This window comes from Kitasatospora brasiliensis, assembly GCF_032654805.1.
GTDB classification, from domain to species: Bacteria; Actinomycetota; Actinomycetes; order Streptomycetales; family Streptomycetaceae; genus Kitasatospora; species Kitasatospora brasiliensis.
Genome location: NZ_JAUOOW010000006.1, coordinates 146,643 through 173,053 on the forward strand (window position 1 = coordinate 146,643; position 26,411 = coordinate 173,053).

Consider the following 26,411-nt stretch of genomic DNA (forward strand, 5'->3'; position numbering starts at 1 on the left):
CTCAGCGCGCTGTGAGCGCCCGGCCCAGGGTGTCCAGCAGTTCCACCACGCCCTCCGGCCCGGCGACCACCAGGTCCGCCCGGTCGGCGAGCTCCCGCACCGGCGCGTCCCCCACCGCGCCGGCGCACACCAGCACCCCGGCCAGGCCCTCGCCGCGCAGCTTCTCCACCGCGGCGAAGGCCGCCACGTCCCCCAGGTCGTCCCCCGCGTAGAGCACCGAACGGGCTCCGCGCTCCCGCAGGAAGCCGGTCAGCGCCGCGCCCTTGTCCACCCCCGGCGGCCGCAGCTCCAGGACCAGCCGTCCGGGTTCCACCACCAGCCCGTACGAGGCGGCCAGCTCCTCCACCGGCGCCCGCAGCAGCTCCAGCGCCTCCTGCGGCCGCGCCGTGCGCCGGGTGTGCACGGCCACCGAGCGCCCCTTGTCCTCCACCCACGTCCCCTCGGGCGCCCCCACCCGGGCCAGCGCCGCCGGCAGCTCCGCCCGTACCCGCGCCACCCCCGGATGCGCCTGCGGCGCCGTGAGCTCCCCCGCCTCCCAGCGCTCGGCGCCGTAGTGCCCCAGCACCACCACGCCGGGCAGGTCGGCGAACCCGCCGTACTCCACCGCCAGGGCGGCCGGCCGGCCCGTCACCACCACCACGGCGCCGACCGCCGGAGCCAGCCGCCGCAGCGCCCCGGCCACCCCCGGGTGCGCCCGCGCCTGCCCCGGATCGGCCACGATCGGCGCCAGCGTCCCGTCGAAGTCCAGCCCGACGACGGCGTGCTCGGGCGCCGCCAGTACGGCCCGGACCCCGTCCCGGCCGGCCTCGGTGCCCGGTACGAACATCTCTTGAAAGCCCATACCGAAGCCCCTACCCCGGAGCCCGCCGCTCCGCACCCGGCGGACCGGTCAGCGGGCCGCCCGCCGTGCCTCCCGGATCCGGTGCAGCCGGTTGACCAGCACCGGCGCGTGCGCCAGCGCCTCCTCCCGGTCCAGCAACGCGTTCAGCAGCTGGTAGTACCGGGTCGGGGAGAGTCCCAGCTCCTCCCGGATCGCCCGCTCCTTGGCCCCGGCCGTACGCCACTGCCGCCCTTCCAGCGCCAGCACCGCCCGGTCCCGCTCACTCAGCTCGCCCGGCTCGCCCATCGAGAACACCTCCGCCCACCGCTACGGAGTGTCATTCTCCCGCGCGAGCCCGACACACCCGGCTCGCCCATCGAGAACACCTCCGCCCACCGCTACGGAGTGTCATTCTCCCGCGCGAGCCCGACACACCCTGCTCTCCCCGCCGGGCCCGCGCCCGCACTAACGTCGCCCCATGACCACGCCGAGCTTCGCCCTGCACATCCCGACCGCCGACCTCGAACCCGACCCGCTCGACCCGTCCCAGATCGTCTCCGGCACCCCCGAGGTCACCGGCCGGGTGCTGTCCGAGTCCGCCGACGGCCGCCAGCTGCGCGGCCTGTGGCAGATCACCCCGGGCGTGGTCACCGACGTCGAGGCCGACGAGATGTTCGTGGTGCTCAGCGGCCGGGCCACCATCGAGATCGAGGGCGGCCCGACCCTGGAGGTCGGACCCGGCGACTGCGCGGTCCTGCGCGAGGGCGACCGCACCACCTGGACGGTCCACGAGACCCTCCGCAAGGCCTACGCCATCACGCTCCCCTGACGCGCGCCCACCCGGACCGGGGCTCAGTCCCGGTCCTACTTGCGGACCTTCGCCGCCTCCTGGGCCGCCGCGTCCTGCAGGGCGCCGAGCGCCTGCTTCGGGTCGCCCGTCACCGCCTGGCCGATCCCCGCCTTGATCCGGTCGCTGACCACGCCCCAGGCCGGGTCCCCGAACGGGTAGAAGCTCGCGTTGGTCAGCCCGACCGCGAACTGCTTGAGGTCCTCGTGCTTCGGGTCCGCCGTCATCTGGTCGAAGGCGTCCTGGGTGACCGGCAGCAGGTTGTAGCGCTCGTCGAACTTCAGCTGGTTGTCCTTGCCGTAGACGAAGGACAGGAACTTCTTGATCTCGTTCTTGTGCCCGTTCGCCTTGAACGCCATCATCCAGTCCGCGACCCCGAGGCTCCCGGTCCGCCCCACGCCGTCCTTCTTCGGGATCGGCGCCGTCCCGAACTCGATGTTCCCGGCGGCGGCCATCCGCAGCAGCGTCGGGTGCCCGTTCAGCATCGCGACCTTCCCGGCCGCGAAGTCCCGGTACACCGGGGTGCGGTTCACCTTGCCCGGGTCCGGGTACGTCAGGCCGGTGGCCACCAGGTTGTTCTTCAGCCAGCCGAACGTCGCCTGGTTCTTGTCGCTGTCGATGGTGTAGTTGCCGACGTCGTCGGAGATGCTGCCGCCGCCGCTCAGCGACCACAGCATCGACTCGGCCGGCGCCTCCTCCGGCCCCAGCGGCAGCCCGTACGGGACCACTCCCGGCACCTTGGCCTTGATCTTCTCCGCGTCCTGCCGCAGCTCGTTCCAGGTGGCCGGCGGCTGGGTGATGCCGGCCTGGCGGAACATCGCCTTGTTGTAGAAGAGCACCCGCGAGGAGGACACGAACGGGATCCCGTACTGGGTGCCGAGCACCTGGCCGGTGTGCGAGAAGGTCTCCAGGAAGTCGGCCTGGGTCTCCAGCGAGAGCACGTCGGACGCCGGGTACAGCCGGTCCGCGGCGACCTGCTCCGCGAAGCCGCCGGTCTGGAGCAGGTCCGGCGACTTGCCGGCCGCGATCATGTCCTCGACCTTCTTGCCGATGTCGGTCCAGCTGTCCACCTCGACGCTGACCTTGATCTTGGGGTTGGCCGCCTCGAAGTCCCTGGCGACCTCGTCCCAGTAGAGCTGGGAGCTGGTCTCGACGCTCTCCCCGTAGTCGGCCGCCACCAGCTTCAGGGTGACGGTCCCGTCGTCCTGCCCGCCGCACGCGCTGGCCGCGATGAGCACCAGTGCTCCGGCCAGCGCACCGCCGAGCACACGGGTGGGAACGTGGGCGCGCCTGTTCAACGCGGGTACCGCCTTCGGGGGATGCGGGAGGGGGGACACCGGCCGGAACGGGGGTAAATCCGGCGGGGGCGGCGCAACACTGCCAAACCCGCCCTCCGCCGGTCCACGTCAGCGGCCCGGCCCGCCCGAGGAGTTACCGAAGTGCCCGGAGTCGTTGCACGATGCGCAACACGGCCGCCGCCCGCACGCCCCGGCCGCGCCCCACGTGCTCCCGGTGCTGCCGGAGCAAAGCCCCGCAGACTCCGCAGCTGCGACAAAGCTCACCCAATATGGACCAGACCAATCCGACAACTGGACTAGACCTCTTCGACCCGACCAAGGGAAACTGTCCCCCGTGAAGCACGTCATCGCACTCGATGTAGGCGGCACCGGCATGAAGGCCGCGCTGCTCGCCCAGGACGGCTCCGTGCTGTTCGAGGCACGCCGACCGACCGGGCGGGAGCACGGCACGGACGCCGTCGTCGCCGCCATCCTCGACTTCGCCACCGACCTGGCGGACGAGGGCCGCAGCCGTTTCGGCGTCGCCCCGCTCGCGGCCGGTGTCGCCGTCCCGGGCACGATCGACGAGAAGAACGGCATCGCGGTCTTCTCCGCCAACCTCGGTTGGCGCGACCTGCCGCTGCGAAAGCTCCTCGGCGAGCGGCTGGCCTGCGCCGACGGCGGCGCGATGCCGGTGGCCCTCGGCCACGACGTGCGCTCCGGCGGCCTGGCCGAGGGCCGGCTCGGAGCCGGTCGAGGCGTCGACCGCTTCCTGTTCGTCGCCCTCGGCACCGGCATCGCCGGCGCCATCGGCGTCGAAGGCCGGATCGAGGCCGGCGCGCACGGCTACGGCGGCGAGATCGGCCACGTCAAGGTCCGCCAGGGCGGCCCGCGGTGCGGCTGCGGCGCCCTCGGGTGCCTGGAGACCCTGGCCTCCGCCTCCGCCGTCTCGCGCGCCTGGGCCGAGGCCAGCGGCGACCCCGACGCCGACGCGGCATCCTGCGCCGCCGCGGTGGACGCCGGGGACGACCGCGCGGTCGCGGTCTGGCAGCGGGCCGTCGACGCCCTGGCCGACGGCATCGTCGTCGCCCAGAGCCTGCTCGACCCGTCCACCGTGATCGTCGGCGGCGGGCTGGCCGAGGCCGGCGACACGCTCTTCACTCCGCTGCGCGCGGCGGTCACCGAGCGACTGACCTTCCAGATGCCCCCGAAGGTCGTTCCCGCCATGCTCAAAGACACCGCCGCGTCCCTGGGCGCGGGCCTGCTCGCCTGGGATCTGCTCTCCTTGGAGGTGACCGCGTGACCACCGCGGACCGTGACCGTACTGCCCTGGCCGGCGCCCGACTGGTGCTGCCCGGCGGCGTCGTCGAGGGCGACCGCCTCGCCGTCGAGGGCGAGCGCATCGCCGGCCTCGGCGGCGACACCGCGCCCGGCGACCTCGACCTGACCGGGTACACCGTCGTGCCCGGCTTCGTCGACCTGCACGTCCACGGCGGCGGCGGCGCCGCGTACACCTCCGGCATCGCCGAGGAGGCGCTGCTGGCCGCCCGGACCCACCTGGAGCACGGCACCACCACCACGGTGGCCTCCACCGTCACCGGCGAGATCGACGAGGTCGCCCGCCAGGCGCACGTCCTCTCCGAACTCGTCGAGGACGGCGTCCTGGCCGGCATCCACTTCGAGGGCCCGTTCATCTCGCCGGGCCGCTGCGGCGCCCACCGCCCCGACCTGCTGCGCGACCCCGACCCGGCGCTGGTGCGCAAGCTGGTCGACGCCGCCCGCGGCCACGCCACGATGGTCACCCTGGCCCCCGAGCTGCCCGGCGGCCTGGACTCGGTGCGGATGCTCGCCGACCTCGGCGTGATCGCCGCCGTCGGCCACACCGACTCCGACTACGCCACCACCCTGGCGGCGATCGAGGCCGGCGCCACCGTCGCCACCCACCTGTTCAACGCCATGCCCGGCATCGCCCACCGCGCCCCCGGCCCGATCGTGGCGCTGCTGGAGGACGAGCGGGTCACCGTCGAGCTGATCAACGACGGCGTGCACCTGCACCCCTCCGTGCTGGACCTCGCCTTCGGCACCGCCGGCGCGAGCCGGGTCGCCCTGATCACCGACGCGATGGGCGCGGCCGGCATGGGCGACGGCCTCTACCCGCTCGGCCCGCTGCAGGTCGAGGTCAAGGACGGCGTCGCCCGGCTGGTCGAGGGCGGCGCGATCGCCGGCTCCACCCTCACCCTGGACGTGGCGTTCAAGCGCGCGCTCACCGTCAACGGGCTGAGCCTGAACCAGGCCGTCGAGTCGCTGTCCGCCACCCCGGCGCGGCTGCTCGGCCTGAGCGACTCGATCGGCTCGCTGGAGGCCGGCAAGTTCGCCGACCTGGTCGTGGTCGACTCCGGGAGCTACGAGCTGGTCGCCGTGATGCGCCGCGGCCGGTGGGTCCTCGGCGGCGAGAAGTTCGGGCGCGTGAAGTCCGTCTGAACGACGCCGACGGCCGCCCTCCCCCTCGGGGACGGGCGGCCGTGTCGTGTCCGGGGGGGCCTCAGCCGCCCGGCTCGATGACGATCTGGTCGACCAGGATCGACGTCCCGGCGGGCACCGTGAAGGACACCGAGTTCGGCCCGGCCTGGAACTGCGGCAGTATCCAGGTGGTGAACCAGGAGGACGCCGGGTCCTTGGGGGCACCGTACGACCTGTAGGTCACCCCGCTCGGCCAGTCCTTGCCGTTCACCGTGGCGCCGCCCTTGAACTCGCCGCTGCCCGTGTAGTTGTAGTGCACCGTCAGCTTGTACGTCCCGGCCGTGGCGACATCGCCGGACCAGGTCACCGTGCCGCCCGGCTGGAGGGTGAGGTAGCTGCCGTCAGTCGACTTGGCGCCCTTCACGGCGTTGGCGGACGGCGCGTTCTGCCCCTGGAGCTGGCTCACGTCCACGGTCGTCGGGCCGGATACGGGGGCCCCGGTCGCCGTCGGCGAGGCACTGGGCGCGGTGGTCGACGGCGCCGCGGTGCTGGGGGCCGGCGGGGCGCTGCTGGCGGTGCCGCCCTTGGCGTCCTTGTCGCCGTCGCTGTCCCCGGTGGAGAGCGCTATCCCGGCGCCGATCGCTATCGCCGCGATCACGGCGACCGCGCCGATCACCGCGCCCTTGCTCCGGCCGCTGCTGCGCGGCTCCTCGCCCGGCTGCGGGCGGGAGTGCTCGGCGTAGCGGTTCTGCTGGGCGGGCGCGCCACCGTACTCGGGCTGCTGCTGCGGCGCGCCGGGCGGACCGCCGTACGGGGCCTGCGGCTGGCCGCCCGGGTACCCCTGCGGCGGCATGCCCTGCTGGCCGTACGGCTGCTGCGGCGGCTGCTGTTGCTGCTGCGGCGCCCGCGGCGGGTAGCCGTAGCCGTACTGGGCGCGCCCGACCTCCATCGGGCGGTTGTACGACGTGCGCGGGACCCCCTGCTGCGGCTCGGCCGGCTGCCCGGTGGAACCGTCGGCCGGGCGGTAGAGGTAGCCGAACGGGTCGTCGTCCTGCGGGGCACCGCCCCCCTGGCCCTCGGGCACTCCGTTGCTGCCGGCGGTCGTCACGGTGGTCTGCTCCCCCATCCGGTGCGCCGCCGGCTGCGGGCGGCGCAGATCATGGACGCTGTCGTACCGGGAACCCTACCTGCCGTACGTGACAGCGGGAAAAGAACCCTTGACAACTCACGGGTAACCCGGCCCGACCAGCGCGAACCCGGCGCTCGGGGGACTCACCAGCGGGTGACTAACCCGCGCGCCGGTGCGACCGGTCCCCGCGCGCCCCGCGCACCGCACCACCCCGGGCGCGCTTCTCGTCGTACATCCGCTCGTCCGCGGTGTGCAGCACCTCCTCGATGCTCATCCCGCAGCCGGCCCAGCCGACCCCGAGGCTCACCCCCACCCGCATCGCCCGTCCGTCGATCCGCATCGGCGGGATGATCGCGCCGCGCAGCCGGTGGGCCAGGTCCTTGGCCTCCTCGCGGCCGATCCCGTCGGCCAGCACCACGAACTCGTCGCCGCCCAGCCGGGCCACCGTGTCGCCGTCCCGCACGGCCTGGCTCAGCCGACGGGCGACCTCGACCAGCACCGCGTCACCAGCGTTGTGGCCGAACCGGTCGTTGATCGACTTGAAGCCGTCCAGGTCGCAGAAGAGCACCGCGAGCCCCTTCTCCACCGCCGCCCCGCCGCCGGAGCGGAACGGCACCGACCAGGCCTCGCCGCCCGGCCCGTACTCGGCCGGGACCACCGCGTGCACATGCTCCCCGTAGCCCGGTCCGATCGCCTCCGACAGCCCGTAACCGTGCACCGGCCCGGCGTACGGGTCCGTGCCGGCCGGCCCGTCGTACGCCCGGTGCGCGCCGTGGGCGTCGGCCGGGTAGCCGTACGGCTGCTGCGGACAGGCCGCCTCCACCTGCCCGGCGGCGCCGACCAGCTGCGGCTGGGGGCAGAGCCGGCGGGCCAGCCGGGCCTTGAGCTCGGCGCCGTTCGGCAGCCCGGTCAGCGCGTCGTGGCTGGCCCGGTGGGCGAGCTGGAACTCGTGCCGCTTGCGCTCCTCGATGTCCTCGACGTGGGTGAGCAGGAAGCTCGGGCCCTCGGCCGCGTCCGCGACGATCGAGTTGCGCAGGCAGACCCACTGGTAGCCGCCGTCCCGCCGGGACAGCCGCAGCTCGGCGCGGCCGCTCTCGGCGCTGGTGCGCTCCAGCAGCGCCCGATCCTCGGGGTGCACCAGATCGGCGAAGCTCTGCTGGCGCAGCACCGCCCGGGGCCGGCCGAGCAGCCGGCACAGCGCGTCGTTGACCCTGGTCAGCTGGCCGCGCCCGGCGCCGTGCAGCTCGGTGATCGCCATCCCGCTGGGCGCGTACTCGAAGGCCTGACGGAAGCTCTCCTCGCTGGCTCTCAGCGCCTGCTGCTCCTTCTCCAGCCGGGCCAGCGCGCGCTGCATCTCGGCCCGCAGCCGGGCGTTGCCGATCGCGATCGAGGCTTGCAGCGAGAACATCTCCAGCGCCTCGCGGGTCCACGCGCCGGGCCGCTTGCCGCTGCGCGGGCGGTCCACCGAGAGGACGCCGAGCAGGTCGCCGCCGGCGCTGTACATCGGGGCGAGCAGCCCGTCGGCGGGGTGCCAGTCGTTGGCGTACACCGGCAGCGGGCCGTCCCCGATCCAGCGCGGGATGTCGCTGGCGACGGCCCAGCCGCGGTCGTACGGCAGGAAGCGCAGGGTGCCCCAGTGGTCGCTGACGCCGAGCAGCCGTTCCCAGGACTCCCGGGAGCCGACCTGGCCGAGCAGCACGGAGGGGCCGCCCATCGGGCTCTCCTCCAGCTCCCAGACGGCCGCCACCACCAGGTCGCCGTCCGGCCGGACCAGGCTGACCGCGGCGGCGTCGAAGCCGAGCCCGTGCACCGCGCCCTCGACGACGGCCTGGAGGGTGCCAGCGAGGCTGCGGGCAGCGTTGAGGTCCGCCACGACCCGGTGCAAGGTGCGGAGGGTCGCGAGACGGACGTACGGCTCCGACTCGGCTTCCATGCGGGGGCTCCCCGGCTTCTTCGGATAGTTCTTGATTGGTTATCGTCCGATTGCCAGAAGAACTGAATCACAGGGAGCACAGCGCTCGGCACGCTCGGTCAGCAATAGGCCGTCACTTGTGACTTAAATCACACAACACTAATGCGCCCTTAATCAGTTCATCCGTCCCATAGCGGGACATAAGGTCCCATCGGAACATTTCTCGTGGTCGACCGCATTGACCCCAGGCTGAAGCCGACTGCACCCGCCGATCCGGCCGCTTCACTCCTGAGAGTGAGTTCGGCCACCGGGCGCAACCCTTCGGCCGGTCCCCCGGTCCTACGACCAAGGCCCGATGCCGTTTCTCCGGTACGCCGACTACCGTGCGGTACGTGTACCCGTCCCCGCAGCCCGAAGCTGCCCCCCACGCCACGCCCGACGAGTTCCGGGCAGCTCTCTCCCAGCTCGCCGCCGGCGTGAGCCTGGTGACCGTCCACGACCCGGACGACGGGGAGGACATCGGCATGACCGCCACGTCCTTCCTGTCCGTGTCGCTGGATCCGCCGCTGGTGCTGATCTCGGTCCGCGAGGACTCCCGGATGGACGAGGTGCTCGGCCGGGCGGACACCTGGGCGGTCTCGGTGCTGGCCGAGGGCCAGAAGACGATCGGCTCCCGGTTCGCCATGAAGGGCCGGCTCAGCGACCGACTGCTGTTCGCGGACACCGCGCACCGCCGCGGCGCGCACACCGGCGCCCCGCTGATCGACGGCGCGCTGGCCACCGTCGAGTGCCGCACCGAGCAGCGGATACCCGCGGGCGACCACACCCTGCTGCTCGGCCGCGTCCTGGAGGCCGTGGTGCCCGACCCCGGCGGCCGCCCGCTGCTCTACTTCCGCGGCGGCTACCGCGCCCTGGGCTGAGCCCTACTCGCCACCGCGCGGCGACCGGCGGCCCTGCTTCAGCTCGGAGCGGCGCCGCTTGTTGTCCAGCCGCCGCTGGACCATCCCCCGGCTCGGCCTGGTCGCCCGCCGGGCCTTCGGCGGCGGCGCGCACGCCTCCGTGAGCATCGCCGACAGCCGGGCCGCGGCCGCCTCCCGGTTGCGCCACTGCGAGCGGAACTCCGAGGCGTGGACCACCAGCACCCGGCCGTCCACCAGCCGCCCGGCCAGCCGCTCCAGCGCGCGCTCGCGCCACACCTCGGGCAGCGCCCTGGTCGCGGCCAGGTCGAAGCGCAGCTCGGCCTTGGAGTCGGAGGTGTTGACGTGCTGGCCGCCGGGACCGGAGGAACGCGAGAAGCGCCAGACGAGCTCGGCGTCGGGGACGACCACCGACCCCCGTACGCGGATGGGCTCGGACATGCCCCCATCATCGCGCGCCGCCCCCTCGCGGTCACCCGTTTATCGGCGGCCCGCCCGCTCCCCGGCCCCGGTTCGTCCGGCGCGCCGCGAGCCCCGACAATGGCCTACGTGATCGAGCTCGGCTACTCCCTCTCCAACCGCTTCCCCGACCCCCCGCAGACGGACTACCGCACCGCGTCGGTGAAGACCCTGCGGTACGACCTGTTCTGCGGCGACGTCTACCTGGACGGCGACGACGCGGGGGTGTCCACCGCCTGGGGCTGGGTGCCGGTGCTCGACTTCGCCTGGGCGCTGTGCGACATCGCCGAGCAGCTGGACCGCGACCCGGACGGCAGCCGCGCCGCCCGGGTGCAGACCGCCGACCTCGACTTCACCCAGAACACCGAGCTGCTGCGCTTCGCCCGACGCTTCAACTGGGTGGAGGTCACCGCGACCTGGCTGCCGGACGAGCCGCCGGTGGTGGTCCGGCACAGCGACCTGCGGCGCGAGGCCCGGGACTTCCTCCAGGACACCCTGGCCGATCTCTTCGACATGCACCCCGACCTGGCCGACAATCCGACCATCTGGTCGCTCCAGGGCCGGTTCCGGAGGATCTGACCCCGGCTTTGCCCGCGCTTTGCCCTCCCATTGACGCCGCGGCCGACGCCCGAACCGCGTCCGCGAAGAATTCACCGGCCGGCGCGGAACCAAGCCGCCGGAGAACCGCGTTGTCCCGGGGAAAAGCGAACGAAGCGAACGAAGGGACAGCAATCGCCATGCCAGTGAGCCTCTCCAAGGGTGGCAACGTCTCGCTGACCAAGGAGGCCCCGGGCCTGTCCGCGGTCACCGTCGGCCTGGGCTGGGACGTCCGCACCACGACCGGTGCCGAATTCGACCTCGACGCCAGCGCGCTCGTCCTGGACGCGGGCGGCAAGGTTCTGTCGAACGCGCACTTCATCTTCTTCAACAACACCAGCACGCCGGACAACACCGTCGTGCACACCGGCGACAACCGCACCGGCGAGGGCGCGGGAGACGACGAGTCGATCAACGTCAACCTGGCCGGCCTGCCGGCCGAGGCCGCCAAGATCGCCTTCCCGGTCACCATCTACGACGGCCTCGCCCGCGGCCAGAACTTCGGCCAGGTCCGCAACGCCTACATCCGCGTGGTGAACGCCGCCGGCGGCGCCGAGATCGCCCGCTACGACCTCTCCGAGGACGCCGCCACCGAGACGGCGATGATCTTCGGCGAGCTCTACCGCAGCAACGGCGAGTGGAAGTTCCGCGCCGTCGGCCAGGGCTACGCCTCCGGCCTGGCCGGCATCGCCCAGGACTTCGGCGTCCAGCTCTGACGCGGCGCCGAAGAACGGCGCGGGAAGTCGGACCGACTTCCCGCGCCGCGGCGTTTCACACGTCTCCCGGGCCTCAGCGCGAGGCGCGCAGCTCCGGCAGCTGGATCAGCTCGGTCTCGTCCTCCGGCGTCAGGTCCACCACGGTCGGCTCGCCCTGCTCCGCCCGCTCGGCCGGCTCCGCCGCCCGGGCCTCGGCCTCGGCCTTCGCGGCCACCGCCTCGTCACCCACCACGTCGGCCAGGTCGGCGCGCTCGCCCAGCTCGGCGACGCTGCCCACGGCCGCCGCCGGGGCCGCCGGGCGCACCGCGGCGGCCGTGCCGCGACCGAAGAAGCTGAAGCCCTGCCCGCGCGCCTGCCCGGACTGGGCCAGCCGCGGCCGCTGCCGCTCCACCGGCGCGGGCGCCGCGCCGGCGGCGGCCGAAGCGGCCGGCGCCCCGCCCAGCTGACCGACCGTCGCCGTCAGCGCCGGACGCGCCGCCTCGGACCGCGCCGGAGCCTGACCCGCCGGAGCCTGCCCCGGGGTGGGCACCGAAGGCGCCACCGGAGCCGGTACGGCCACCGGCACGGGCGCCGGAGCCACCGGGGCCGCCGGGGCCGCCTGCGGCTCCCTCGCGGGCGCCCGCAGCGCGACCTCCGCGCCCGCCGTACGCGCCCGCCGCTCCTCCTGCTCCGCCGCGCGGCGCTCCAGCATCCGCAGCACGGACGCCGCCCGCACGAACGCGGCCGGGCTGGCCGGGTACTTCGGACGGCTCGCGGCGAGGGCCCGCTGGGTCGCCTCGGCCTCCTTGAGCGCCTGCTCGGCCACCGCGACGGCCCGCTCGCGCAGCAGCCGGGCGATCTCGGTCTCGGCCTTCGCCAGCCGGGACTTCTCCGCCGTCAGCCGCCGCCCGAACCGGGTGGCCCGCTCCTCGGCGACCTCCGCCGCGTACTCGGCCTCGGCCAGCTGCTCCTCGAACCGCTCCTCGGCGCGCAGCCGCTGGGCCGCGGACGTCTCGGCGGCCGCCCTGGCCGCCTTGTCCCGCTGGCGCAGCAGCAGCGCGGTGCCGAGCACCGCGATCACCGCCGCGACGCCCACCGAGCGCACCAGGACGGTGTCCTGACTGAAAAGCAGAGCGGCCAGTGCGGCGACCAGCAGCACGCCGGCGGCGGTGGGGGGAAAAGCCCGGCCGAGGACGGAGGAATGACGGTGGCGTCCGCGAGACATGCCCAAGAAACTAGCGTGCGAATTGGGGGCGTGTCAGCCCAGGGTCCCCTTCAGCCCTTGACAGCGCGCCGGCTTTACCGCCCGTGCCCGGAATCTCACCCAAGATCACCGGAAAAGCCCAGTTCAGCGGTGTGACGCCGCCGGACCGCCCGGATCGTCGTGGTTCTCCGGCAACTTGCACACGTGCTGGATCCAGAGCGCCGCCGCGATCACCGCGGCCCCCGCCAGCACCGAGAGCCCGGCCGTCACGGCCTGGTCCTTGCGGGCCGACACGTCCAGCTCGCCCAGCAGGTGGATCCCGGCCCCCGCGTAGATGCCGGTGACCACCGAGGAGACCAGCGCGCTGGCCTGCCCCAGCACCACCGCCCGGGCCGCCAGCAGCGGGTCGACCCCCTTCGCGCCCGGCTGGCGCTCGCGCACCGCCTTCAGCCGGGCCCGCAGCGACAGCGCGGTCGCCAGCAGGATCACCGCCACCGCCGCCAGCACCACCGGCGCCGCGGCCGGCACCGCCGGCAGCGTGTCCACCGAGGCCCACAGCTTGGAGCCGGCCCAGGACAGCGCCGTCGTGGCGGCGGTGATGCCGATCAGCAGGCGCAGGCGAAGCAGCTTCACTCGGAGGAGGTCCTTCCCGGGTACCAGAACCGGCCGGCCGCCCGGCGGCCCGGCACGTCGACGCCAAGCCACCGTACCGGGCCCGGCCGGGCGGGCACCCGCGCGAACGGCGGGCACCTACTCGTACGGCCGGGCCCCCGGCCGAGTTCCCTGATCAACGGCCCCGGCCGACGGCCCCCGGCCGAGGAGCGAGGGCTACTCCGGCAGCGTCAGCCGGATGTCCTCACGGCGCTTCACGCCCTGGGCGTCCGGGCCGCCCAGCGCGGCCAGCAGCGCGTCGACCCGCCCGTGTCCGGGCACCTCGGCCTCCGGCTCGGCGTCCAGCCACGGGGCGAGCACGAAGGCCCGCTCGTGCGAGCGCGGGTGCGGCAGCAGCAGCTGCGGGTCGTCGCTCAGCACCCCCTCGTAGGCCAGGATGTCGACGTCCAGGGTGCGCGGGCCCCAGTGGACGGTGCGCACCCGCCCGAAGGCGTCCTCGATGGCGTTGCCGCGCTCCAGCAGGTCCCGCGGGGGCAGCGAGGTGCGCAGCAGCACGACCGCGTTGTAGTAGTTCGGCTGCTCCTCGGGGCCGCCGACGGCCTCGGTCTCGTACACCGCGGAGACGGCCTTGATCTTCAACCCGGGCGTGTCGGCGAGCGCGTCGACGGCACCCTGGAGGGTGTCCAGCCGGTTGCCCAGGTTGCTGCCGAGCGCGATCACCGCGAGGTGCTGGCTGTGCAGCGTGGTGTCCGCGGAGTCCACCCGGCTCTCCAGGTCGAACGCGTTCGGCGTGGCGGTCGGGTCACTGCTGTTCATCGAAGAAATCCCTCTGCATCGGATGCCGGGCGCGCGGTGGCGGTCATGCGCGGCCCCGGTGGATGGTCACGGTCACGTCGTCGAACGGCACGGTGATCGGGGCGTCCGGCTTGTGCACGGTGACCTCGACCTCCTCGACCGCTTCGTGCTTCAGGCACTGGTCGGCAATGCGCTGGGCCAGGGTCTCGATCAGGTCGACCGGGTCCCCGGCGATGATCGCGGTGACCTCCTCGGCCACCAGACCGTAGTGCGCGGTGCGGGTGAGATCGTCTCCGGCCGCGGCGGGGCGGGTGTCCAGGAACAGCACAAGGTCGACCACGAAGGTCTGCCCCTCGATGCGCTCGCGCTCGAAGACGCCGTGGTGGCCCCGGGCTCGCAGACCCCGCAGGGTGACGCGGTCCAGCAAACGAATCACTGCTCCCAGTCGGACGGGCCCCACCCGGAGAAAGGCATGGACGGGCAGGGCGAAGGCGGGCAGCACGCCCGCCACTCCGTTTCGAATCTACCCGCGAGCACGGACAACGCCTGACCGTCCTACCCGGCACGAACCGACGCCACGCGCGCCGAAATGGCAATTGACGTGAACGTTCGGTGACCACTCGGAAATTCCGGATGACTTCTCGTCACGGAATTTCCGAGACCGCCGGAATCAGCTCTCCTCGTCGTCGTCCCCGCTGGTCAGAACGGGTGAGCCGTGATGCGACCAGAGCTTCCACCCGGCGGGAGTACGACGGAACAGATTCGTCGACACGACCTTTCCGCCGACCAGTGGGCCGAGTTCTCCCTCCTCCTCCGCCTCGCCGCCGGACAGGATGTTCTCGGTACACGTGACAAGGGCCACATCGCCGTGCACCTCGGCCTCGACATCGGTCAGGAAGAACTGGATGTACTCCGTGTTCATCATGATCAGCATGTACGAGCGGGTCACCTGGGCCCGGCCGCGCAGCACCGGCCAGCCCGGGTGCACGCAGACCACGCCGCCCTTGTCGTCGGCGTACTCGGCGCCCAGCCAGGCCTCCTCGACCGCCTCGACGTCCCCCCGCTCCAGCGCCTCGTAGAACGCCCGGTTCGCCGCGAGCACCGCCTCCAGATCCGCCTCGCGGGCCTTTCCGGCCGTACCGCCGCTCAACCTGCCGTCACCTGTCACGAACCCTCCCTCACCCCAGCCGCGCCGCGTGCTGCCAGGCCGCGACCACCCGGACGGCATCCGCCGTGCCGGACACATCGTGCACCCGCACCGCCCAGGCCCCGGCCCGGGCCGACAGCACCGACACCGCGGCCGTCGCGTCGTCGCGCTCCCGGGCCGGGCGCAGTTCCCCGGTTGCCGGGTCGGCGAGCAGCGTACCCAGGAACCGCTTGCGCGAAGCCGCCACGAGCACGGGACGGCCGAGCGCGATGAGCGCGTCCAGCCGGCCGAGCAGCGCCCAGTTGTGCTCGGCCGTCTTGGCGAAGCCGAGCCCCGGGTCGAGGATCAGCTGGTCCTCCTTCACCCCGGCCGCCAGCAGCGCGTCCACCCGCTCGGCCAGCTCGGCGACCACGTCGCGCACCACGTCGCCGTAGACGGCCATCCGGTCCATGTCGACGGACTGCCCGCGCCAGTGCATCACCACGAAGGGCGCGCCGGTCTCGGCGACCACCCGGGCCATCGCCGGGTCGGCCAGCCCGCCGGAGACGTCGTTGACGATCGCGGCGCCGGCCTCGACGGCCCGCTCGGCGACCGAGGCGCGCATGGTGTCCACCGAGACCAGCACCCCGGCGTCGGCGAGCTCCCGCACCACCGGGATCACCCGGCGCAGCTCCTCCTCCTCGGGCACCCGCTGGGAGCCCGGCCGGGTGGACTCGCCGCCGACGTCCACCAGGTCCGCGCCGCGGGCGCGCAGCGCGAGACCGTGCGCGATCGCCTTGGCTGGGTCGTGCCACATCCCGCCGTCCGAGAAGGAGTCCGGCGTGACGTTGACCACGCCCATCACGGCGCAGCGGCCCAGCCGCGGCAGACCGGCCGGCAGGGAGAAGGACGGCGAATCGTTCATGTCTCCCATTATCGGACGGGGCCCCCGCCGAAGAAGATCGGCGGGGGCCCCGTGGGCTGCGCGGACGGGCCTCAGGCGGCCTCGGTGACCTCGCGGGTCGAGGGGACGGGCATCAGCCCCTCACGCTGGCGCTTGCGGCCGAAGCGCGGCATCCCGAGGGTGATGAAGGCCTCCGCCTGCATCGCGGCGAAGCCGATCCGCGGCAGGTCCCGGGTGTTCGGGAAGACCAGGAAGCGCGGCTCCCACTCGGGCTGGAACTTGGCGTTGAACTTGTACAGCGACTCGATCTGGAACCAGCGCGACAGGAACACCAGCAGCCCGCGCCAGGCGCGCAGCACCGGGCCGGCGCCGATCCGCTCGCCGCGGGCCAGCGCCGAGCGGAACATCGCGAAGTTGAGCGACACCCGGCGCACGCCCATCGCCGGCACCGCCTGGAGCGCGGCGACGATCAGCAGCTCGTTCAGGCCCGGGTCGGCGGCGCGGTCGCGGCGCATCAGCTCCAGCGAGATGCCGTCCGGCCCCCAGGGCACGAAGTGCAGCACGGCCTTCAGGTCGTCGCCCTCCTCGCCCTCCTCCGGGGCCTTGTGGGCGGTGACCACCACGCACTCGTCGTCCAGCGGGTCGCCGAACCGGCCGAGGGCCATCGAGAAGCCGCGCTCGGTGTCGGTGCCGCGCCAGCGGGCGGCGGCGTCGGCGATCCGGTACTTCTCCTCCGCGGTGAGCTCGGAGACCCGGCGCACCTTGCAGGAGTAGCCGTTGCGCTCGATCCGCTTGACCATCTGGCGCACGTTGCGCATGGCCCGGCCGGCGAGCGAGAAGGCCGCGGTGTCGACGATCGCCTCGTCGCCCAGCTCCAGCGCGTCCAGGCCCGCCTCACGGGTCCAGACCTCGCCGCCGACCTCGCTGCACCCCATCACGGCCGGCACCCAGGCGTGCTCGCGGGCCTCGGCCATGAACACCTTGATCGCGCCCGGCCAGGCCTCGACGTCGCCGACCGGGTCGCCGGAGGCCAGCATCACGCCGGAGACCACCCGGTAGGAGATCGCGGCCTTGCCGGTGGGCGAGAACAGCACGCTCTTGTCGCGGCGCAGCGCGAAGTAGCCGAGCGAGTCGCGCTCGCCGTGCCGCTTGAGCAGCTCGCGGACCTTGTCCTCGTCCTCCGCGGTCAGCTCGGGCTTCGGCTTGCCCGGACGCAGCGCCAGGTAGGCGGTGGTGAAGGCGGTCAGCAGGCCGAGCCCGCCGAGCAGGTAGGCGACCAGGTCGGACACCCGGTCGTTGTCGTACCGGACCGGACCCTCGAAGCCGAACAGCCCGTACGCGACGTGCTCCAGGCGCCCGGTCAGGCCCGGGTGGCCGATCTCGTACTTGGTCCGGGTGCTCACGATCAGCAGGCCGAGCAGCACGCTGAGCAGGCCCATGACGACCAGGTTGGCCACCGCCCGCCACCGGGTGCGCGGGTCCGCCTTGGCGTAGAACTCGCGCTGGTGGAGCAGCATCACGACCAGGACCACCAGCGAGACGACCGCCGGGCCGATCTGGTGCCAGCGCACCACGTGCAGGGCGATGCTGACCGGCAGCAGCACGCAGACCGCCCGCCAGGCCCGCCGCTTGCGCCGGCGCAGCGCGTGCGCCAGCGGCACCAGCAGGATGCCGACCATCAGCGTGCCGACCGCCGCCAGGCTCGTGGTGCCCCCCGGCAGCTGCCCGGCGACGGTGTGCACCTTGGTGTGCCTGAGCTTGGGGAACACCGCGCTGGCGATGTCCACGAGCCCGATCAGCAGACAGGCGTAGCCGACCGCGCCCGGGAGCCAGGCCCTCGGTACGGCCGCCGCCTGGTTGCGCAGCGTCTGGAGGCCGCGACGACGGCGCGGCGGCTGCTCGGGGCTCGGCTCAACGGACACGGGAACACTCATGGAAGCTCAGCGTAGGGGCTGCGGTGCGGTGTCCGGTCACTCCGGGGGAGGACGCGTGATGGACCTTCATGCCTATTCCTTCATCAGGCAATGCGCATACCAAGGACCGGGAAACCGTGGGTAAACCGGGGCCGTGGTGGCGCTGCGGGTTGAGCCGGCGGTGGGAGCCGGAGGTCCGCCGCCGCGTGGCGCGGCAGGACCCTCCGGGACGCGTTACGTACGGTGGACGCCGCATTCTAGGGCGCCGGTTGCCTGCGAATTTCCCCGCCCCTACCGGCCCACCCGGGCGTCCGGACAGCCTAGCCGCGGTGGCCAGGCCCGACGGCCCGCCAGACGATGAAGCTCACACCGACAGTGTCCCACCGGAAGGCACACGGTATGGAACTGACCAGCGAAGCGCTGGTGGTCTCGCTGCTCGCACTCGGCGCTGCGGCACTCCTGACGACCCTCTGGGTCTGGCCCCGGCTGGCACCGCAGCGCCCGCTGCCGGTGCTCGGCCGGATCGGGCTGCTGACGGCCGTTCAAGTCTCGGTCCTGGCGGTGCTCGCGCTGTCGGTGAACAACTCCTTCGGGTTCTACACCTCCTGGCACGACCTGCTCGATCCGGGCGGCGCCAAGCTCGCGCTGACGAGCAACGAGAACCACAAGGGCGCCCCGGTCGGCGACGCGCTGGTCCAGCCCACCACCGAGGGCGGCCTGGAGACCATCACCAACCTGCCGAAGGGCACGCCCGAGGAGGTCGGCAAGGTCGAGTCGGTCCGGGTCAGCGGCAAGGCGACGGGCTTCTCCGACCAGATGTTCGTCTACCTGCCGCCCGCGTACTTCGACCAGAAGCTCGCCCTGGTCCGCTTCCCCGTCCTGCTGGCCATCGCCGGCTACCCGGGCACCACGCTGAACCTGCTCCACGAGCTCCCCCTCGCCCAGACCGCGATCGAGCTCCAGCGCACCGGCAAGATGCCGCCGACCGTCGTGGTGATGGCCCGCCCGGCCGTCGTGCCGTCCCGGGACACCGAGTGCGTGGACGTCCCCGGCGGGCCGCGCACCGAGACCTGGTTCGTCAAGGACGTCCCCGAGGCCATCCGCGGCAGCTACCGGGTCGGCCGTACGGCCGGCTCCTGGGCGACCATCGGCTACTCCACCGGCGGCAGCTGCGCGCTGCGCCTGGCGATGCGCTTCCCGGACGTCTTCGGCAGCGCGGCGAGCCTGCACGGCGACTTCAACGTCCGCCAGGACAACTACACCGGCGGCGACCTCTTCAACGGCGACAAGGCGCTGACCCAGCAGCACGACCTCGGCTGGCGGCTCCAGAACCTGCCGGTCCCGACGCTCAACCTGCTGGCGGTCTCCACCCGCACCGAGAGCGACTACCCGCAGACCGTCCAGTTCGTCGAGCAGGCCACCCAGGTCGCGGCGGCCAACCCGCAGTTCAGGATCGACTCGCTCTACCTGGACGACGGCGGGCACAACTTCGACAGCTGGACCAGGGAGCTGCCGGCCTCGCTCGAATGGCTGGGCTCGCACCTCGGCTAGGTAGAGCGGGTGATTACCCGCCGGTCGCTCCGGACGGCCGGCGGCCCGGGGGAACGTATCGCGACCGCCCCTCGGCCCCCGACGGGCGCCGCCCCGGATCCGTGCAGGAGGCACCGTGCTGAGCACCCGCTCGCTCTTCAACGAGATCTACCGGAACGACCAGGCGTACCAGCTGTTCTGTAGCATCGCGGCCGGCGGCGAGGACCAGGGCGGCTGGGAGAACGAGCGGATCACCACGCTCACCCGGGACCCGGTCCTCGCCCCCAAAGTCGCCCGGCACGGTGCCGACGAGCGCAAGCACGGCCGGATCTTCACCCAGCTGCTGCACAAGCGCGGCCTGCCCAAGCTGCCGGTGCCGGGCGAGGCCGACTACTGCATGCTGCTGGAGCGCCAGGGCGTCGGCCTCTCGCACGAGCGGCTGAACAGCGACGTCCCGCTGAGCGACCGCGAGATCATCACCTACCTGGCGCACAGCCGGGTCACCGAGCAGCGCGCCGCCGAGCAGATGCGCCAGCTGGTCCGGGTCTACGGGGACAACCCCGAGCTGGGCCGGGCGATGCGGATGATCTCCGCCGACGAGGACAACCACCTCGCCTACTGCCACGAGGAGCTGCTGCGGCTGCACGCCGCCGGGCACGGCCCGTACATCCGGCACGCCCTGGAGACCAGCGCCCGCGGCGAGATCCGCACCCACCGGGACGTCGGCCTGGCGGTCGCCTCCCGGATGGCCCGGATCCTGCGCTGGCCGCGCTGGCAGCTCGCCCTGGTCACCCTCGGGGTCCACGCGCTCTACCTGTACGACCGCGCCTACGGCTGGCGCCGGATGGTCGCCCTGCGGATGCCGGAGCGCCGCAACGCCCTGGGCACCCCGGCTCCGCCGCACGCGGAGCGCGAGGTGCTCTGAGGACGTCCTCAGCGACCGATGATGAGGCTCATCGCCTCGGCCCGGGTGGCCGGGTCGCGCAGCTGGCCGCGCACGCAGGAGGTGATGGTCTTGGCGCCGGGCTTGCGGATGCCGCGCATCGACATGCACATGTGCTCGCACTCGACCACGACGATCGCCCCGCGAGGCTCCAGGATCCGCATCAGCGCGTCGGCCACCTGGCTGGTCAGCCGCTCCTGCACCTGCGGCCGGCGGGCGTAGACGTCGACCAGCCGGGCGAGCTTGGACAGCCCGGTGATCTTGCCGTCGGTGGACGGGATGTACCCGACGTGCGCGACGCCGCGGAACGGCACCAGGTGGTGCTCGCAGACCGACGTCAGCTCGATGTCCTTGACCAGCACCATCTCGTCGTGGCCGAGGTCGAAGGTGGTGGTGAGGACGTCCTCGGGCTCCTGCCACAGGCCCGCGAATATCTCCTGGTAGGCACGGGCCACCCGGGCCGGCGTCTCCAGCAGGCCCTCGCGGTCCGGGTCCTCCCCGACGGCGAGCAGCAGCTCGCGGATGGCGTTCTCGGCCCGCTTCTGGTCGAAGGTACCGACGGCGGGCGGACCGTCGAGCGTCACCGGATCGATCATGCGGGCCTCGCTTAGTGTGGGAAGACTCTGGCTGAACAGCACGGATGCCGCGCCTCCAGGGTACAAACCCTGGTGACGCGGCATCCATTCCGTACGGAAGCGGGGATCAGCCCTCGGTCGGCGGCTCGATGACCGGCCGCGGCGGAAGCTTCACGATGTCCACCGGGGCACCGTCCACGGAGGCGGCGCCGTTGGTGAGCGCCAGCTCCTTCGGGGACTGCACCGGCGGACGGGTGGACGGCGTACGACGGGAGGAGCCCGTCCAGGCCGGCCGGGTCGGGCGCTTGACGATCGTCGAGAAGATCTCGGCGATCTGCTCCTTGTTCAGGGTCTCCTTCTCCAGGAGCTCCAGCACCAGGTTGTCGAGCACGTCGCGGTTCTCGACCAGGATCTCCCAGGCCTCGTTGTGCGCGGTGTCGATGAGCTTCTTGACCTCTTCGTCCACCAGCCCGGCGACCTCTTCCGAGTAGTCGCGCTGGTGGCCCATCTCACGGCCCAGGAACGGCTCCGAGTTGTCGCTGCCGAACTTGATGGCACCGAGGCGCTCGGTCATGCCGTACTGGGTGACCATGGCCCGGGCCGTCGCGGTGGCCTTCTCGATGTCGTTCGAGGCGCCGGTGGTCGGGTCGTGGAAGACCAGCTCCTCCGCCGCGCGCCCGCCCATCATGTAGGCGAGCTGGTCGAGCATCTCGTTGCGGGTGGTGGAGTACTTGTCCTCGTCCGGCAGCACCATGGTGTAGCCGAGGGCCCGACCGCGGGACAGGATGGTGATCTTGTGCACCGGGTCGCTGTACTGGCAGGCCGCCGCGACCAGGGCGTGACCGCCCTCGTGGTACGCGGTGATCTTCTTCTCCTTGTCGGACATGATCCGCGTGCGCTTCTGCGGACCCGCCACGACGCGGTCGATCGCCTCGTCCAGGATGCCGTTGTCGATCAGCTTCTTGTCCGAGCGGGCGGTCAGCAGCGCCGCCTCGTTCAGGACGTTCGACAGGTCCGCACCGGTGAAGCCGGGGGTGCGCTTGGCGACGGCCGACAGGTCGACGTCGGGCGCGATCGGCTTGCCCTTCTGGTGCACCTTGAGGATGTCCAGTCGGCCCTGGAGGTCGGGGCGCTCCACCGCGATCTGGCGGTCGAAGCGGCCCGGGCGCAGCAGCGCCGGGTCCAGGATGTCGGGGCGGTTGGTCGCGGCGATCAGGATCACGCCGCCCTTGACGTCGAAGCCGTCCATCTCGACCAGCAGCTGGTTGAGGGTCTGCTCGCGCTCGTCGTGGCCGCCGCCGAGGCCCGCGCCGCGGTGCCGGCCGACGGCGTCGATCTCGTCGACGAAGACGATCGCCGGGGCGTTCGCCTTGGCCTGCTCGAAGAGGTCGCGGACGCGGCTGGCGCCGACACCGACGAACATCTCGACGAAGTCCGAGCCGGAGATGGAGTAGAACGGCACCCCGGCCTCGCCCGCGACGGCGCGCGCCAGCAGGGTCTTGCCGGTACCGGGCGGGCCGTAGAGCAGCACGCCCTTGGGGATCTTGGCGCCGACGGCCTGGAACTTGGCCGGCTCCTGGAGGAACTCCTTGATCTCGTGGAGCTCCTCGACCGCCTCGTCCGCGCCGGCGACGTCGGCGAAGGTGGTCTTCGGGGTGTCCTTGGTGAGCAGCTTGGCCTTGGACTTGCCGAACTGCATGACCCGGGAACCGCCGCCCTGCATCTGGTTCATCAGGAACAGGAAGACCAGAACGATGATCACGATCGGGAGCATCGACAGCAGCAGGCTGACGAAGGTGCTCTGCTTCTCGGGGCTGACGGTGTAGCCCTCGGCGAGCGTGCTCGGGTCCTTGTCGTTGACCTGGGCCTGGAGCTTGTCGGCGATGGCGACGCCCTGGTCGCCGATGTACGAGGCCTGGAACTTGGTCCCGGACGGGGTCTTGCCCGTACCGGAACTGGGCAGCGTGGCGCCGTCCTTCAGCTGGATCTTGATGGTGTTCGAATCACCGGTGGTGATCGCCGCCGACTTGACATTGTGCGCGTCGATCGCCGCGACCACCTGGCCGGTGTCCACCGTCTTGTAGCCGTTCGAGTCCGAAACGACCTGCATCAGTACGATGACGGCGAGGACGGCCAGCACGATCCACATGATCGGCGCACGGAAGTATCGCTTGACGTCCATCCATGCGGGGCGTTGCCGCCCCGTCCCTCCTGCCACTCAACGGCGCCGCGGGGCTCAGGGCCGCCGGCGCATCCGGTTGATGCTCATGTGAAGAGCGGTTTATTGGACCGTACCGCAGTCGGACCCACCCATGGCGGGAGCACGGCGACACGGTTTGGTTCTCTGTCCCCCGGAGCAACGGGCGGGAACGGCTCACTGTTCCCGCCCGTAGCCCGAACGGGCCTCAGCCGCCGTAGACGTGCGGCGCGAGGGTGCCGATGAAGGGCAGGTTGCGGAGCTTCTCCGCGTAGTCCAGGCCGTAGCCGACCACGAACTCGTTGGGGATGTCGAAGCCGACGTACTTCACGTCGATCTCGACCTTGGCCGCGTCCGGCTTGCGGAGCAGGGCGCAGACCTCCAGGGAGGCCGGGCCGCGCGAGCCCAGGTTGCCCAGCAGCCAGGACAGCGTCAGACCGGAGTCGATGATGTCCTCGACGATCAGGACGTCACGGCCGGCGATGTCGGTGTCCAGGTCCTTCAGGATGCGCACCACGCCGGAGGACTTGGTGCCCATGCCGTACGAGGAGACGGCCATCCAGTCCATGGTGACCTGCGAGTGCAGGGTCCGGGCGAGGTCGGCCATGACCATCACGGCCCCCTTGAGGACGCCGACGATCAGCAGGTCCTTGCCTGCGTAGTCCCGGTCGATGCGCTCGGCCAGCTCCAGGAGCTTGGCGTCGATCTCGTCCTTGCTGATGAGCACCTTCGCGAGGTCAGCGCCCATGTCGTTCTGGTCCACCGGGGATACGTCCTCAAACGTTCGGGGTTTGTGTGGCCGGCGGCCGGCTACCCCGGGGCATGCCTCGCCCGTCAGTCACCCTGCCGCCGAAAGACCAGCGTGCCACACCTGCGGGTGGCCTCGACTCCCCCGGGTAGGTGCAGCGGGCCCTGTCCGCGCCATCCGGTGACCAACAGGTCGATCGTCTCCAGGTGCCGGGCGAAGAGGTCCCCGGCCGGACACCCGGCCCGCAGCGCGGCCCGGCGAAGCACCCGACGGCGCACGGCGGGCGGCAGTTCGGCCAGTTTCGCGACGTCCAGGGCGCCGTCGCCCGTACGGAGGTCGCGTTCGGCCAAAGAGGCCCACTGGTCGAGGGCGTCGGCGTCGTCGCGGAACAGCCGGGCGGTACGGGCCAGCGCTTCGACCACCCCGCCGCCCAGGTGCTTCTCCAGGACCGGCAGCACCTCGTGGCGGACCCGGGAGCGGGTGTAGGCGGGATCACAGTTGTGCGGGTCGTCCCAGACCGGGATCGACTGGGCGGTGCAGGCCTGCCGGGTGGCCGCCCGGTCCAGCTCCAGCAGCGGGCGGCGGTAGCGGCCCTTCTGGGCCGGCATCCCGGCCAGCGAGCGGGCGCCGGAGCCGCGGGCCAGGCCCAGCAGCACCGTCTCGGCCTGGTCGTCCCGGGTGTGGCCGAGCAGCACCGCGACCGCGCCGTGGCGCTCGGCGGCCTCGTCCAGGGCGGCGTAGCGGGCGTCCCGGGCGGCGGCCTCCGGGCCTCCGGCGCGGCCGACCCGCACCGGGACCGCCTCCACCGGGTCGAGGCCGAGCGAGCGCAGCCGGTCGGCCACCTGGGTGGCGCGCTCGGCGGAGCCGGCCTGGAGGCCGTGGTCGACGGTGACGGCGCCGACCCGCAGGCCGATCTTGGGGGCCTCGAAGGCGGCGGCGATGGCCAGCGCCATCGAGTCCGCGCCGCCGCTGACCGCGACCAGGACCAGCGGCGAGCCGGGCGCGGCGGGCGTGCGGGGCAGCCCGGAGGGGTGGCGCGCGGCGTTGCCGATCAGGGTGGTGCCGACCGCGGCACCCACCAGTGGCGCCTCGGCCGGGCGCTCCCGGGGCCGGCGCACGGGCGCGGTGAAGGTGGAACCGGCCTCGGCGGCGAGGTCGGTGAGGGTACGGCGAACGGCCAGGCGTATCGCGGCGACGGCGGGGTGAGGGCCCACGGCGGACGACTCCTCGGCGGAGGGGGGACAGGACGTGCGGTGGACGCGGCGGGACCGCGCACCCGCGTAGCGCCCTGTTACCGGGCGCTCACAGATGGTGGCAGATAGTGGCCACCAGGTATGCCCCCCGCGCGCCCGGTACGACCACCGTCCCACGTTCGGGTGAATGAAGAAACGCTTCTTCACCCGTCGTCCGGCTGATTGGGCCACCCGTACGAGCGGGTCGGACGGGCGCGCGCCGCTTGCCGCACGGCTCGCGGCGCGCCGTCACCACCGCGCGGTCAGTGGGCCACCCGGGCCACCCAGGCGGCCGGGTCGTGGATCTCCTCCTTGGTCGGCAGGGTGTTCGGGGAGGTCCACACCCGGTTGAACCCCTCCATGCCGACCCGGTCCACCACCCCGCGCACGAACACCGCGCCGTCCTGGTACTGGCGCAGCTTCGCGTCCATGCCGAGCAGCCGGCGCAGCAGCAGGTCCAGCCGGTTGGCACCGCGGTCCCGGCGCTGCTGGAACTTCTCCCGGATCTCGGCGACCGTCGGCACCACGGCCGGCCCGACGCCGTCCATCACCACGTCCGCGTGGCCCTCCAGCAGCGACATCACGGCCGTCAGCCGGCCGAGGATCTCGCGCTGCGCGGGCGACTGGACGATCTCCAGCAGGTTCCCGGACGAGGCGCTCTCCCGGCCGCCGCCCGGCAGACCGCCGAACGCGCCCGCCGCGTCCCGCAGCCGCTCCAGCAGGGCGCCCGGGTCGACGTCCGTCTCGGCGAGGAAGGCCTGCACCTCGGACTGGATGTGGTCGCGCAGCCACGGCACCGCGGTGAACTGCGTCCGGTGCGTCTCCTCGTGCAGGCAGACCCAGAGCCGGAAGTCCGACGGATCGACGTCCAGCTCCCGCTCCACGTGCACGATGTTCGGCGCCACCAGCAGCAGCCGGCCCGGCCCGGGGCCGTCCGGCCCCAGCCGGGGCTTGTCGAACAGCGCCGCCGGGCTGTCCGGCGCCTCCAGCGGGGGTTCGGCCGGCGCGAAGGTCTCGTACTGGCCCAGCACCTTGGTGGCCAGGAACGCCAGCAGCGCCCCGACCTCGATCCCGGTGGCCTTCTCCCCCACCGCGCCGAACACCCCGGCCGCCGCGCTGTTCGCCCGCCGCGCCTGGAGCTTCTCCACCAGCGGCTGGACGACCGTCCGGAAGCCCGCCACATTGGCCCGCACCCACCCGGGGCGGTCCACCACCAGCACCGGCGTCGCCGCGGCCTGGGACAGGCTCGACGAGCGCATGCCCGTGAACGCCCGCACGTGCTCCTCCGCCGCCAGGGCATGCCGACGCAGCTCGGCGACCACCGCCGCCGCTTCCTCCCGGCTCACTTCCGGCCCCGGCCGCACCAACCTGGTCGCGGTTGCGACCGCGAGGTTCCAGTCGACCATGTCAGCACCGCCACTCGCGCTCGTCATGCCCTCACCGTACGTGCTCCCCACCACCAACGGCAGCCACCCGCCGCAGCCGACCGCCACACCGCCGCGAAGCGCTCTTCCCCCCG

At 72.8% G+C, this 26,411-nt stretch carries 26 protein-coding genes; 8 read left to right on the forward strand and 18 right to left on the reverse strand.

The window, feature by feature from the left end; all coding sequences use genetic code 11:
- Position 1: 1 nt before the first annotated feature.
- Positions 2 to 841 (reverse strand): trehalose-phosphatase, encoded by an 840-nt coding sequence (otsB, locus tag QWJ13_RS23440; RefSeq protein ID WP_316526863.1) that lies wholly within the window; start codon positions 839 to 841, stop codon positions 2 to 4.
- Between the two features lie 48 nt (positions 842 to 889).
- Positions 890 to 1,126 carry a DUF3263 domain-containing protein gene (locus QWJ13_RS23445; protein ID WP_316526864.1) on the reverse strand — a complete coding sequence of 79 codons (237 nt, stop codon included), beginning with the start codon at positions 1,124 to 1,126 and terminating at the stop codon, positions 890 to 892.
- A gap of 172 nt (positions 1,127 to 1,298) precedes the next feature.
- On the opposite strand from QWJ13_RS23445, the gene QWJ13_RS23450 reads away from it, so the two are divergent.
- A complete protein-coding gene (locus tag QWJ13_RS23450) occupies positions 1,299 to 1,649 on the forward strand; it encodes a cupin domain-containing protein (protein WP_316526865.1) in 351 nt (116 codons plus the stop codon).
- 35 nt (positions 1,650 to 1,684) lie between these two features.
- Here QWJ13_RS23450 and QWJ13_RS23455 read toward each other — a convergent pair whose 3' ends face one another.
- Entirely contained in the window at positions 1,685 to 2,965 is a 1,281-nt protein-coding gene (locus QWJ13_RS23455; protein WP_316526866.1) for an extracellular solute-binding protein, read from the reverse strand.
- A gap of 334 nt (positions 2,966 to 3,299) precedes the next feature.
- Between QWJ13_RS23455 and QWJ13_RS23460 the strand changes: the two genes are divergently transcribed.
- Positions 3,300 to 4,247 (forward strand): ROK family protein, encoded by a 948-nt coding sequence (locus QWJ13_RS23460; RefSeq protein ID WP_316526867.1) that lies wholly within the window; start codon positions 3,300 to 3,302, stop codon positions 4,245 to 4,247.
- Positions 4,244 to 5,425, forward strand: a complete 1,182-nt coding sequence (gene nagA / locus QWJ13_RS23465; RefSeq protein WP_316526868.1) for an N-acetylglucosamine-6-phosphate deacetylase — start codon at positions 4,244 to 4,246, stop codon at positions 5,423 to 5,425. The genes QWJ13_RS23460 and nagA overlap by 4 nt, the downstream gene beginning before the upstream one ends.
- Before the next feature lie 61 nt (positions 5,426 to 5,486).
- Here the strand turns inward: nagA and QWJ13_RS23470 are convergent, their stop codons facing one another.
- Together QWJ13_RS23470 and QWJ13_RS23475 are read right to left on the reverse strand one after the other, a co-directional pair.
- Positions 5,487 to 6,512 (reverse strand): carbohydrate-binding protein, encoded by a 1,026-nt coding sequence (locus tag QWJ13_RS23470; protein WP_316526869.1) that lies wholly within the window; start codon positions 6,510 to 6,512, stop codon positions 5,487 to 5,489.
- A 178-nt stretch (positions 6,513 to 6,690) separates the two neighbouring features.
- Positions 6,691 to 8,466, reverse strand: coding sequence for a GGDEF domain-containing protein (locus tag QWJ13_RS23475; RefSeq protein WP_316526871.1), 1,776 nt, complete (start codon positions 8,464 to 8,466; stop codon positions 6,691 to 6,693).
- 371 nt (positions 8,467 to 8,837) lie between these two features.
- On the opposite strand from QWJ13_RS23475, the gene QWJ13_RS23480 reads away from it, so the two are divergent.
- Positions 8,838 to 9,365 carry a flavin reductase family protein gene (locus QWJ13_RS23480; protein ID WP_316526872.1) on the forward strand — a complete coding sequence of 176 codons (528 nt, stop codon included), beginning with the start codon at positions 8,838 to 8,840 and terminating at the stop codon, positions 9,363 to 9,365.
- A 3-nt stretch (positions 9,366 to 9,368) separates the two neighbouring features.
- Here the strand turns inward: QWJ13_RS23480 and arfB are convergent, their stop codons facing one another.
- Positions 9,369 to 9,803, reverse strand: coding sequence for an alternative ribosome rescue aminoacyl-tRNA hydrolase ArfB (arfB, locus tag QWJ13_RS23485; RefSeq protein ID WP_316526873.1), 435 nt, complete (start codon positions 9,801 to 9,803; stop codon positions 9,369 to 9,371).
- A gap of 99 nt (positions 9,804 to 9,902) precedes the next feature.
- Between arfB and QWJ13_RS23490 the strand changes: the two genes are divergently transcribed.
- The gene (locus tag QWJ13_RS23490) at positions 9,903 to 10,400 is read left to right on the forward strand and encodes a hypothetical protein (RefSeq protein WP_432277587.1); all 498 of its coding nucleotides are present in this window, start codon (positions 9,903 to 9,905) and stop codon (positions 10,398 to 10,400) included.
- A gap of 158 nt (positions 10,401 to 10,558) precedes the next feature.
- A complete protein-coding gene (locus tag QWJ13_RS23495; RefSeq protein WP_316526875.1) occupies positions 10,559 to 11,134 on the forward strand; it encodes a TerD family protein in 576 nt (191 codons plus the stop codon).
- Positions 11,135 to 11,207: 73 nt separating this feature from the next.
- On the opposite strand, the gene QWJ13_RS23500 is transcribed toward QWJ13_RS23495, so the two are convergent.
- The 7 genes from QWJ13_RS23500 to QWJ13_RS23530 all read right to left on the reverse strand — a co-directional run bounded on the left by QWJ13_RS23500 (position 11,208) and on the right by QWJ13_RS23530 (position 17,688).
- Entirely contained in the window at positions 11,208 to 12,338 is a 1,131-nt protein-coding gene (locus QWJ13_RS23500) for a hypothetical protein (protein WP_316526876.1), read from the reverse strand.
- 123 nt (positions 12,339 to 12,461) lie between these two features.
- Positions 12,462 to 12,950, reverse strand: coding sequence for a DUF3180 domain-containing protein (locus tag QWJ13_RS23505; RefSeq protein WP_316526878.1), 489 nt, complete (start codon positions 12,948 to 12,950; stop codon positions 12,462 to 12,464).
- A 195-nt stretch (positions 12,951 to 13,145) separates the two neighbouring features.
- Positions 13,146 to 13,745 (reverse strand): 2-amino-4-hydroxy-6-hydroxymethyldihydropteridine diphosphokinase, encoded by a 600-nt coding sequence (gene folK / locus QWJ13_RS23510; RefSeq protein ID WP_316526879.1) that lies wholly within the window; start codon positions 13,743 to 13,745, stop codon positions 13,146 to 13,148.
- Positions 13,746 to 13,788: 43 nt separating this feature from the next.
- Positions 13,789 to 14,148 (reverse strand): dihydroneopterin aldolase, encoded by a 360-nt coding sequence (gene folB, locus QWJ13_RS23515; RefSeq protein WP_316527377.1) that lies wholly within the window; start codon positions 14,146 to 14,148, stop codon positions 13,789 to 13,791.
- Positions 14,149 to 14,394: 246 nt separating this feature from the next.
- A complete protein-coding gene (locus QWJ13_RS23520) occupies positions 14,395 to 14,892 on the reverse strand; it encodes a nuclear transport factor 2 family protein (RefSeq protein ID WP_316526880.1) in 498 nt (165 codons plus the stop codon).
- A gap of 10 nt (positions 14,893 to 14,902) precedes the next feature.
- Positions 14,903 to 15,784, reverse strand: a complete 882-nt coding sequence (gene folP / locus QWJ13_RS23525) for a dihydropteroate synthase (RefSeq protein WP_316526881.1) — start codon at positions 15,782 to 15,784, stop codon at positions 14,903 to 14,905.
- 62 nt (positions 15,785 to 15,846) lie between these two features.
- Positions 15,847 to 17,688, reverse strand: coding sequence for a phosphatidylglycerol lysyltransferase domain-containing protein (locus QWJ13_RS23530; protein WP_316526882.1), 1,842 nt, complete (start codon positions 17,686 to 17,688; stop codon positions 15,847 to 15,849).
- Positions 17,689 to 18,066: 378 nt separating this feature from the next.
- On the opposite strand from QWJ13_RS23530, the gene QWJ13_RS23535 reads away from it, so the two are divergent.
- Positions 18,067 to 19,218 (forward strand): alpha/beta hydrolase, encoded by a 1,152-nt coding sequence (locus QWJ13_RS23535; protein WP_316526883.1) that lies wholly within the window; start codon positions 18,067 to 18,069, stop codon positions 19,216 to 19,218.
- A gap of 115 nt (positions 19,219 to 19,333) precedes the next feature.
- Complete coding sequence (locus QWJ13_RS23540; RefSeq protein ID WP_316526884.1) at positions 19,334 to 20,122, forward strand: ferritin-like domain-containing protein; 789 nt, start codon at positions 19,334 to 19,336, stop codon at positions 20,120 to 20,122.
- 8 nt (positions 20,123 to 20,130) lie between these two features.
- On the opposite strand, the gene folE is transcribed toward QWJ13_RS23540, so the two are convergent.
- The 5 genes from folE to QWJ13_RS23565 all read right to left on the reverse strand — a co-directional run bounded on the left by folE (position 20,131) and on the right by QWJ13_RS23565 (position 26,325).
- Positions 20,131 to 20,736 (reverse strand): GTP cyclohydrolase I FolE, encoded by a 606-nt coding sequence (folE, locus tag QWJ13_RS23545; RefSeq protein ID WP_316526885.1) that lies wholly within the window; start codon positions 20,734 to 20,736, stop codon positions 20,131 to 20,133.
- A gap of 106 nt (positions 20,737 to 20,842) precedes the next feature.
- A complete protein-coding gene (gene ftsH, locus QWJ13_RS23550) occupies positions 20,843 to 22,897 on the reverse strand; it encodes an ATP-dependent zinc metalloprotease FtsH (protein WP_316526886.1) in 2,055 nt (684 codons plus the stop codon).
- A gap of 223 nt (positions 22,898 to 23,120) precedes the next feature.
- Positions 23,121 to 23,675, reverse strand: coding sequence for a hypoxanthine phosphoribosyltransferase (hpt, locus tag QWJ13_RS23555; RefSeq protein ID WP_049654051.1), 555 nt, complete (start codon positions 23,673 to 23,675; stop codon positions 23,121 to 23,123).
- Between the two features lie 71 nt (positions 23,676 to 23,746).
- Positions 23,747 to 24,874: a tRNA lysidine(34) synthetase TilS gene (gene tilS, locus QWJ13_RS23560; RefSeq protein ID WP_316526890.1), complete on the reverse strand. Its 1,128-nt coding sequence runs from the start codon at positions 24,872 to 24,874 to the stop codon at positions 23,747 to 23,749.
- 281 nt (positions 24,875 to 25,155) lie between these two features.
- The gene (locus QWJ13_RS23565) at positions 25,156 to 26,325 is read right to left on the reverse strand and encodes a zinc-dependent metalloprotease (protein ID WP_316526891.1); all 1,170 of its coding nucleotides are present in this window, start codon (positions 26,323 to 26,325) and stop codon (positions 25,156 to 25,158) included.
- Between the last annotated feature and the right edge of the window lie 86 nt (positions 26,326 to 26,411).

What these genes read in the sequence shown, in the direction of transcription:
- otsB (WP_316526863.1), bottom strand. Translation starts at nt 841, where the DNA reads ATGGGCTTTCAAGAGATGTTCGTACCGGGCACCGAGGCCGGCCGGGAC.
- QWJ13_RS23445 (WP_316526864.1), bottom strand. Translation starts at nt 1,126, where the DNA reads ATGGGCGAGCCGGGCGAGCTGAGTGAGCGGGACCGGGCGGTGCTGGCG.
- QWJ13_RS23450 (WP_316526865.1), top strand. Translation starts at nt 1,299, where the DNA reads ATGACCACGCCGAGCTTCGCCCTGCACATCCCGACCGCCGACCTCGAA.
- QWJ13_RS23475 (WP_316526871.1), bottom strand. Translation starts at nt 8,466, where the DNA reads ATGGAAGCCGAGTCGGAGCCGTACGTCCGTCTCGCGACCCTCCGCACC.
- arfB (WP_316526873.1), bottom strand. Translation starts at nt 9,803, where the DNA reads ATGTCCGAGCCCATCCGCGTACGGGGGTCGGTGGTCGTCCCCGACGCC.
- QWJ13_RS23490 (WP_432277587.1), top strand. Translation starts at nt 9,903, where the DNA reads ATGGCCTACGTGATCGAGCTCGGCTACTCCCTCTCCAACCGCTTCCCC.
- QWJ13_RS23495 (WP_316526875.1), top strand. Translation starts at nt 10,559, where the DNA reads ATGCCAGTGAGCCTCTCCAAGGGTGGCAACGTCTCGCTGACCAAGGAG.
- QWJ13_RS23500 (WP_316526876.1), bottom strand. Translation starts at nt 12,338, where the DNA reads ATGTCTCGCGGACGCCACCGTCATTCCTCCGTCCTCGGCCGGGCTTTT.
- folK (WP_316526879.1), bottom strand. Translation starts at nt 13,745, where the DNA reads ATGAACAGCAGTGACCCGACCGCCACGCCGAACGCGTTCGACCTGGAG.
- folP (WP_316526881.1), bottom strand. Translation starts at nt 15,784, where the DNA reads ATGGGAGACATGAACGATTCGCCGTCCTTCTCCCTGCCGGCCGGTCTG.
- QWJ13_RS23530 (WP_316526882.1), bottom strand. Translation starts at nt 17,688, where the DNA reads ATGAGTGTTCCCGTGTCCGTTGAGCCGAGCCCCGAGCAGCCGCCGCGC.
- QWJ13_RS23535 (WP_316526883.1), top strand. Translation starts at nt 18,067, where the DNA reads ATGGAACTGACCAGCGAAGCGCTGGTGGTCTCGCTGCTCGCACTCGGC.
- folE (WP_316526885.1), bottom strand. Translation starts at nt 20,736, where the DNA reads ATGATCGATCCGGTGACGCTCGACGGTCCGCCCGCCGTCGGTACCTTC.
- ftsH (WP_316526886.1), bottom strand. Translation starts at nt 22,897, where the DNA reads ATGGACGTCAAGCGATACTTCCGTGCGCCGATCATGTGGATCGTGCTG.
- QWJ13_RS23565 (WP_316526891.1), bottom strand. Translation starts at nt 26,325, where the DNA reads ATGACGAGCGCGAGTGGCGGTGCTGACATGGTCGACTGGAACCTCGCG.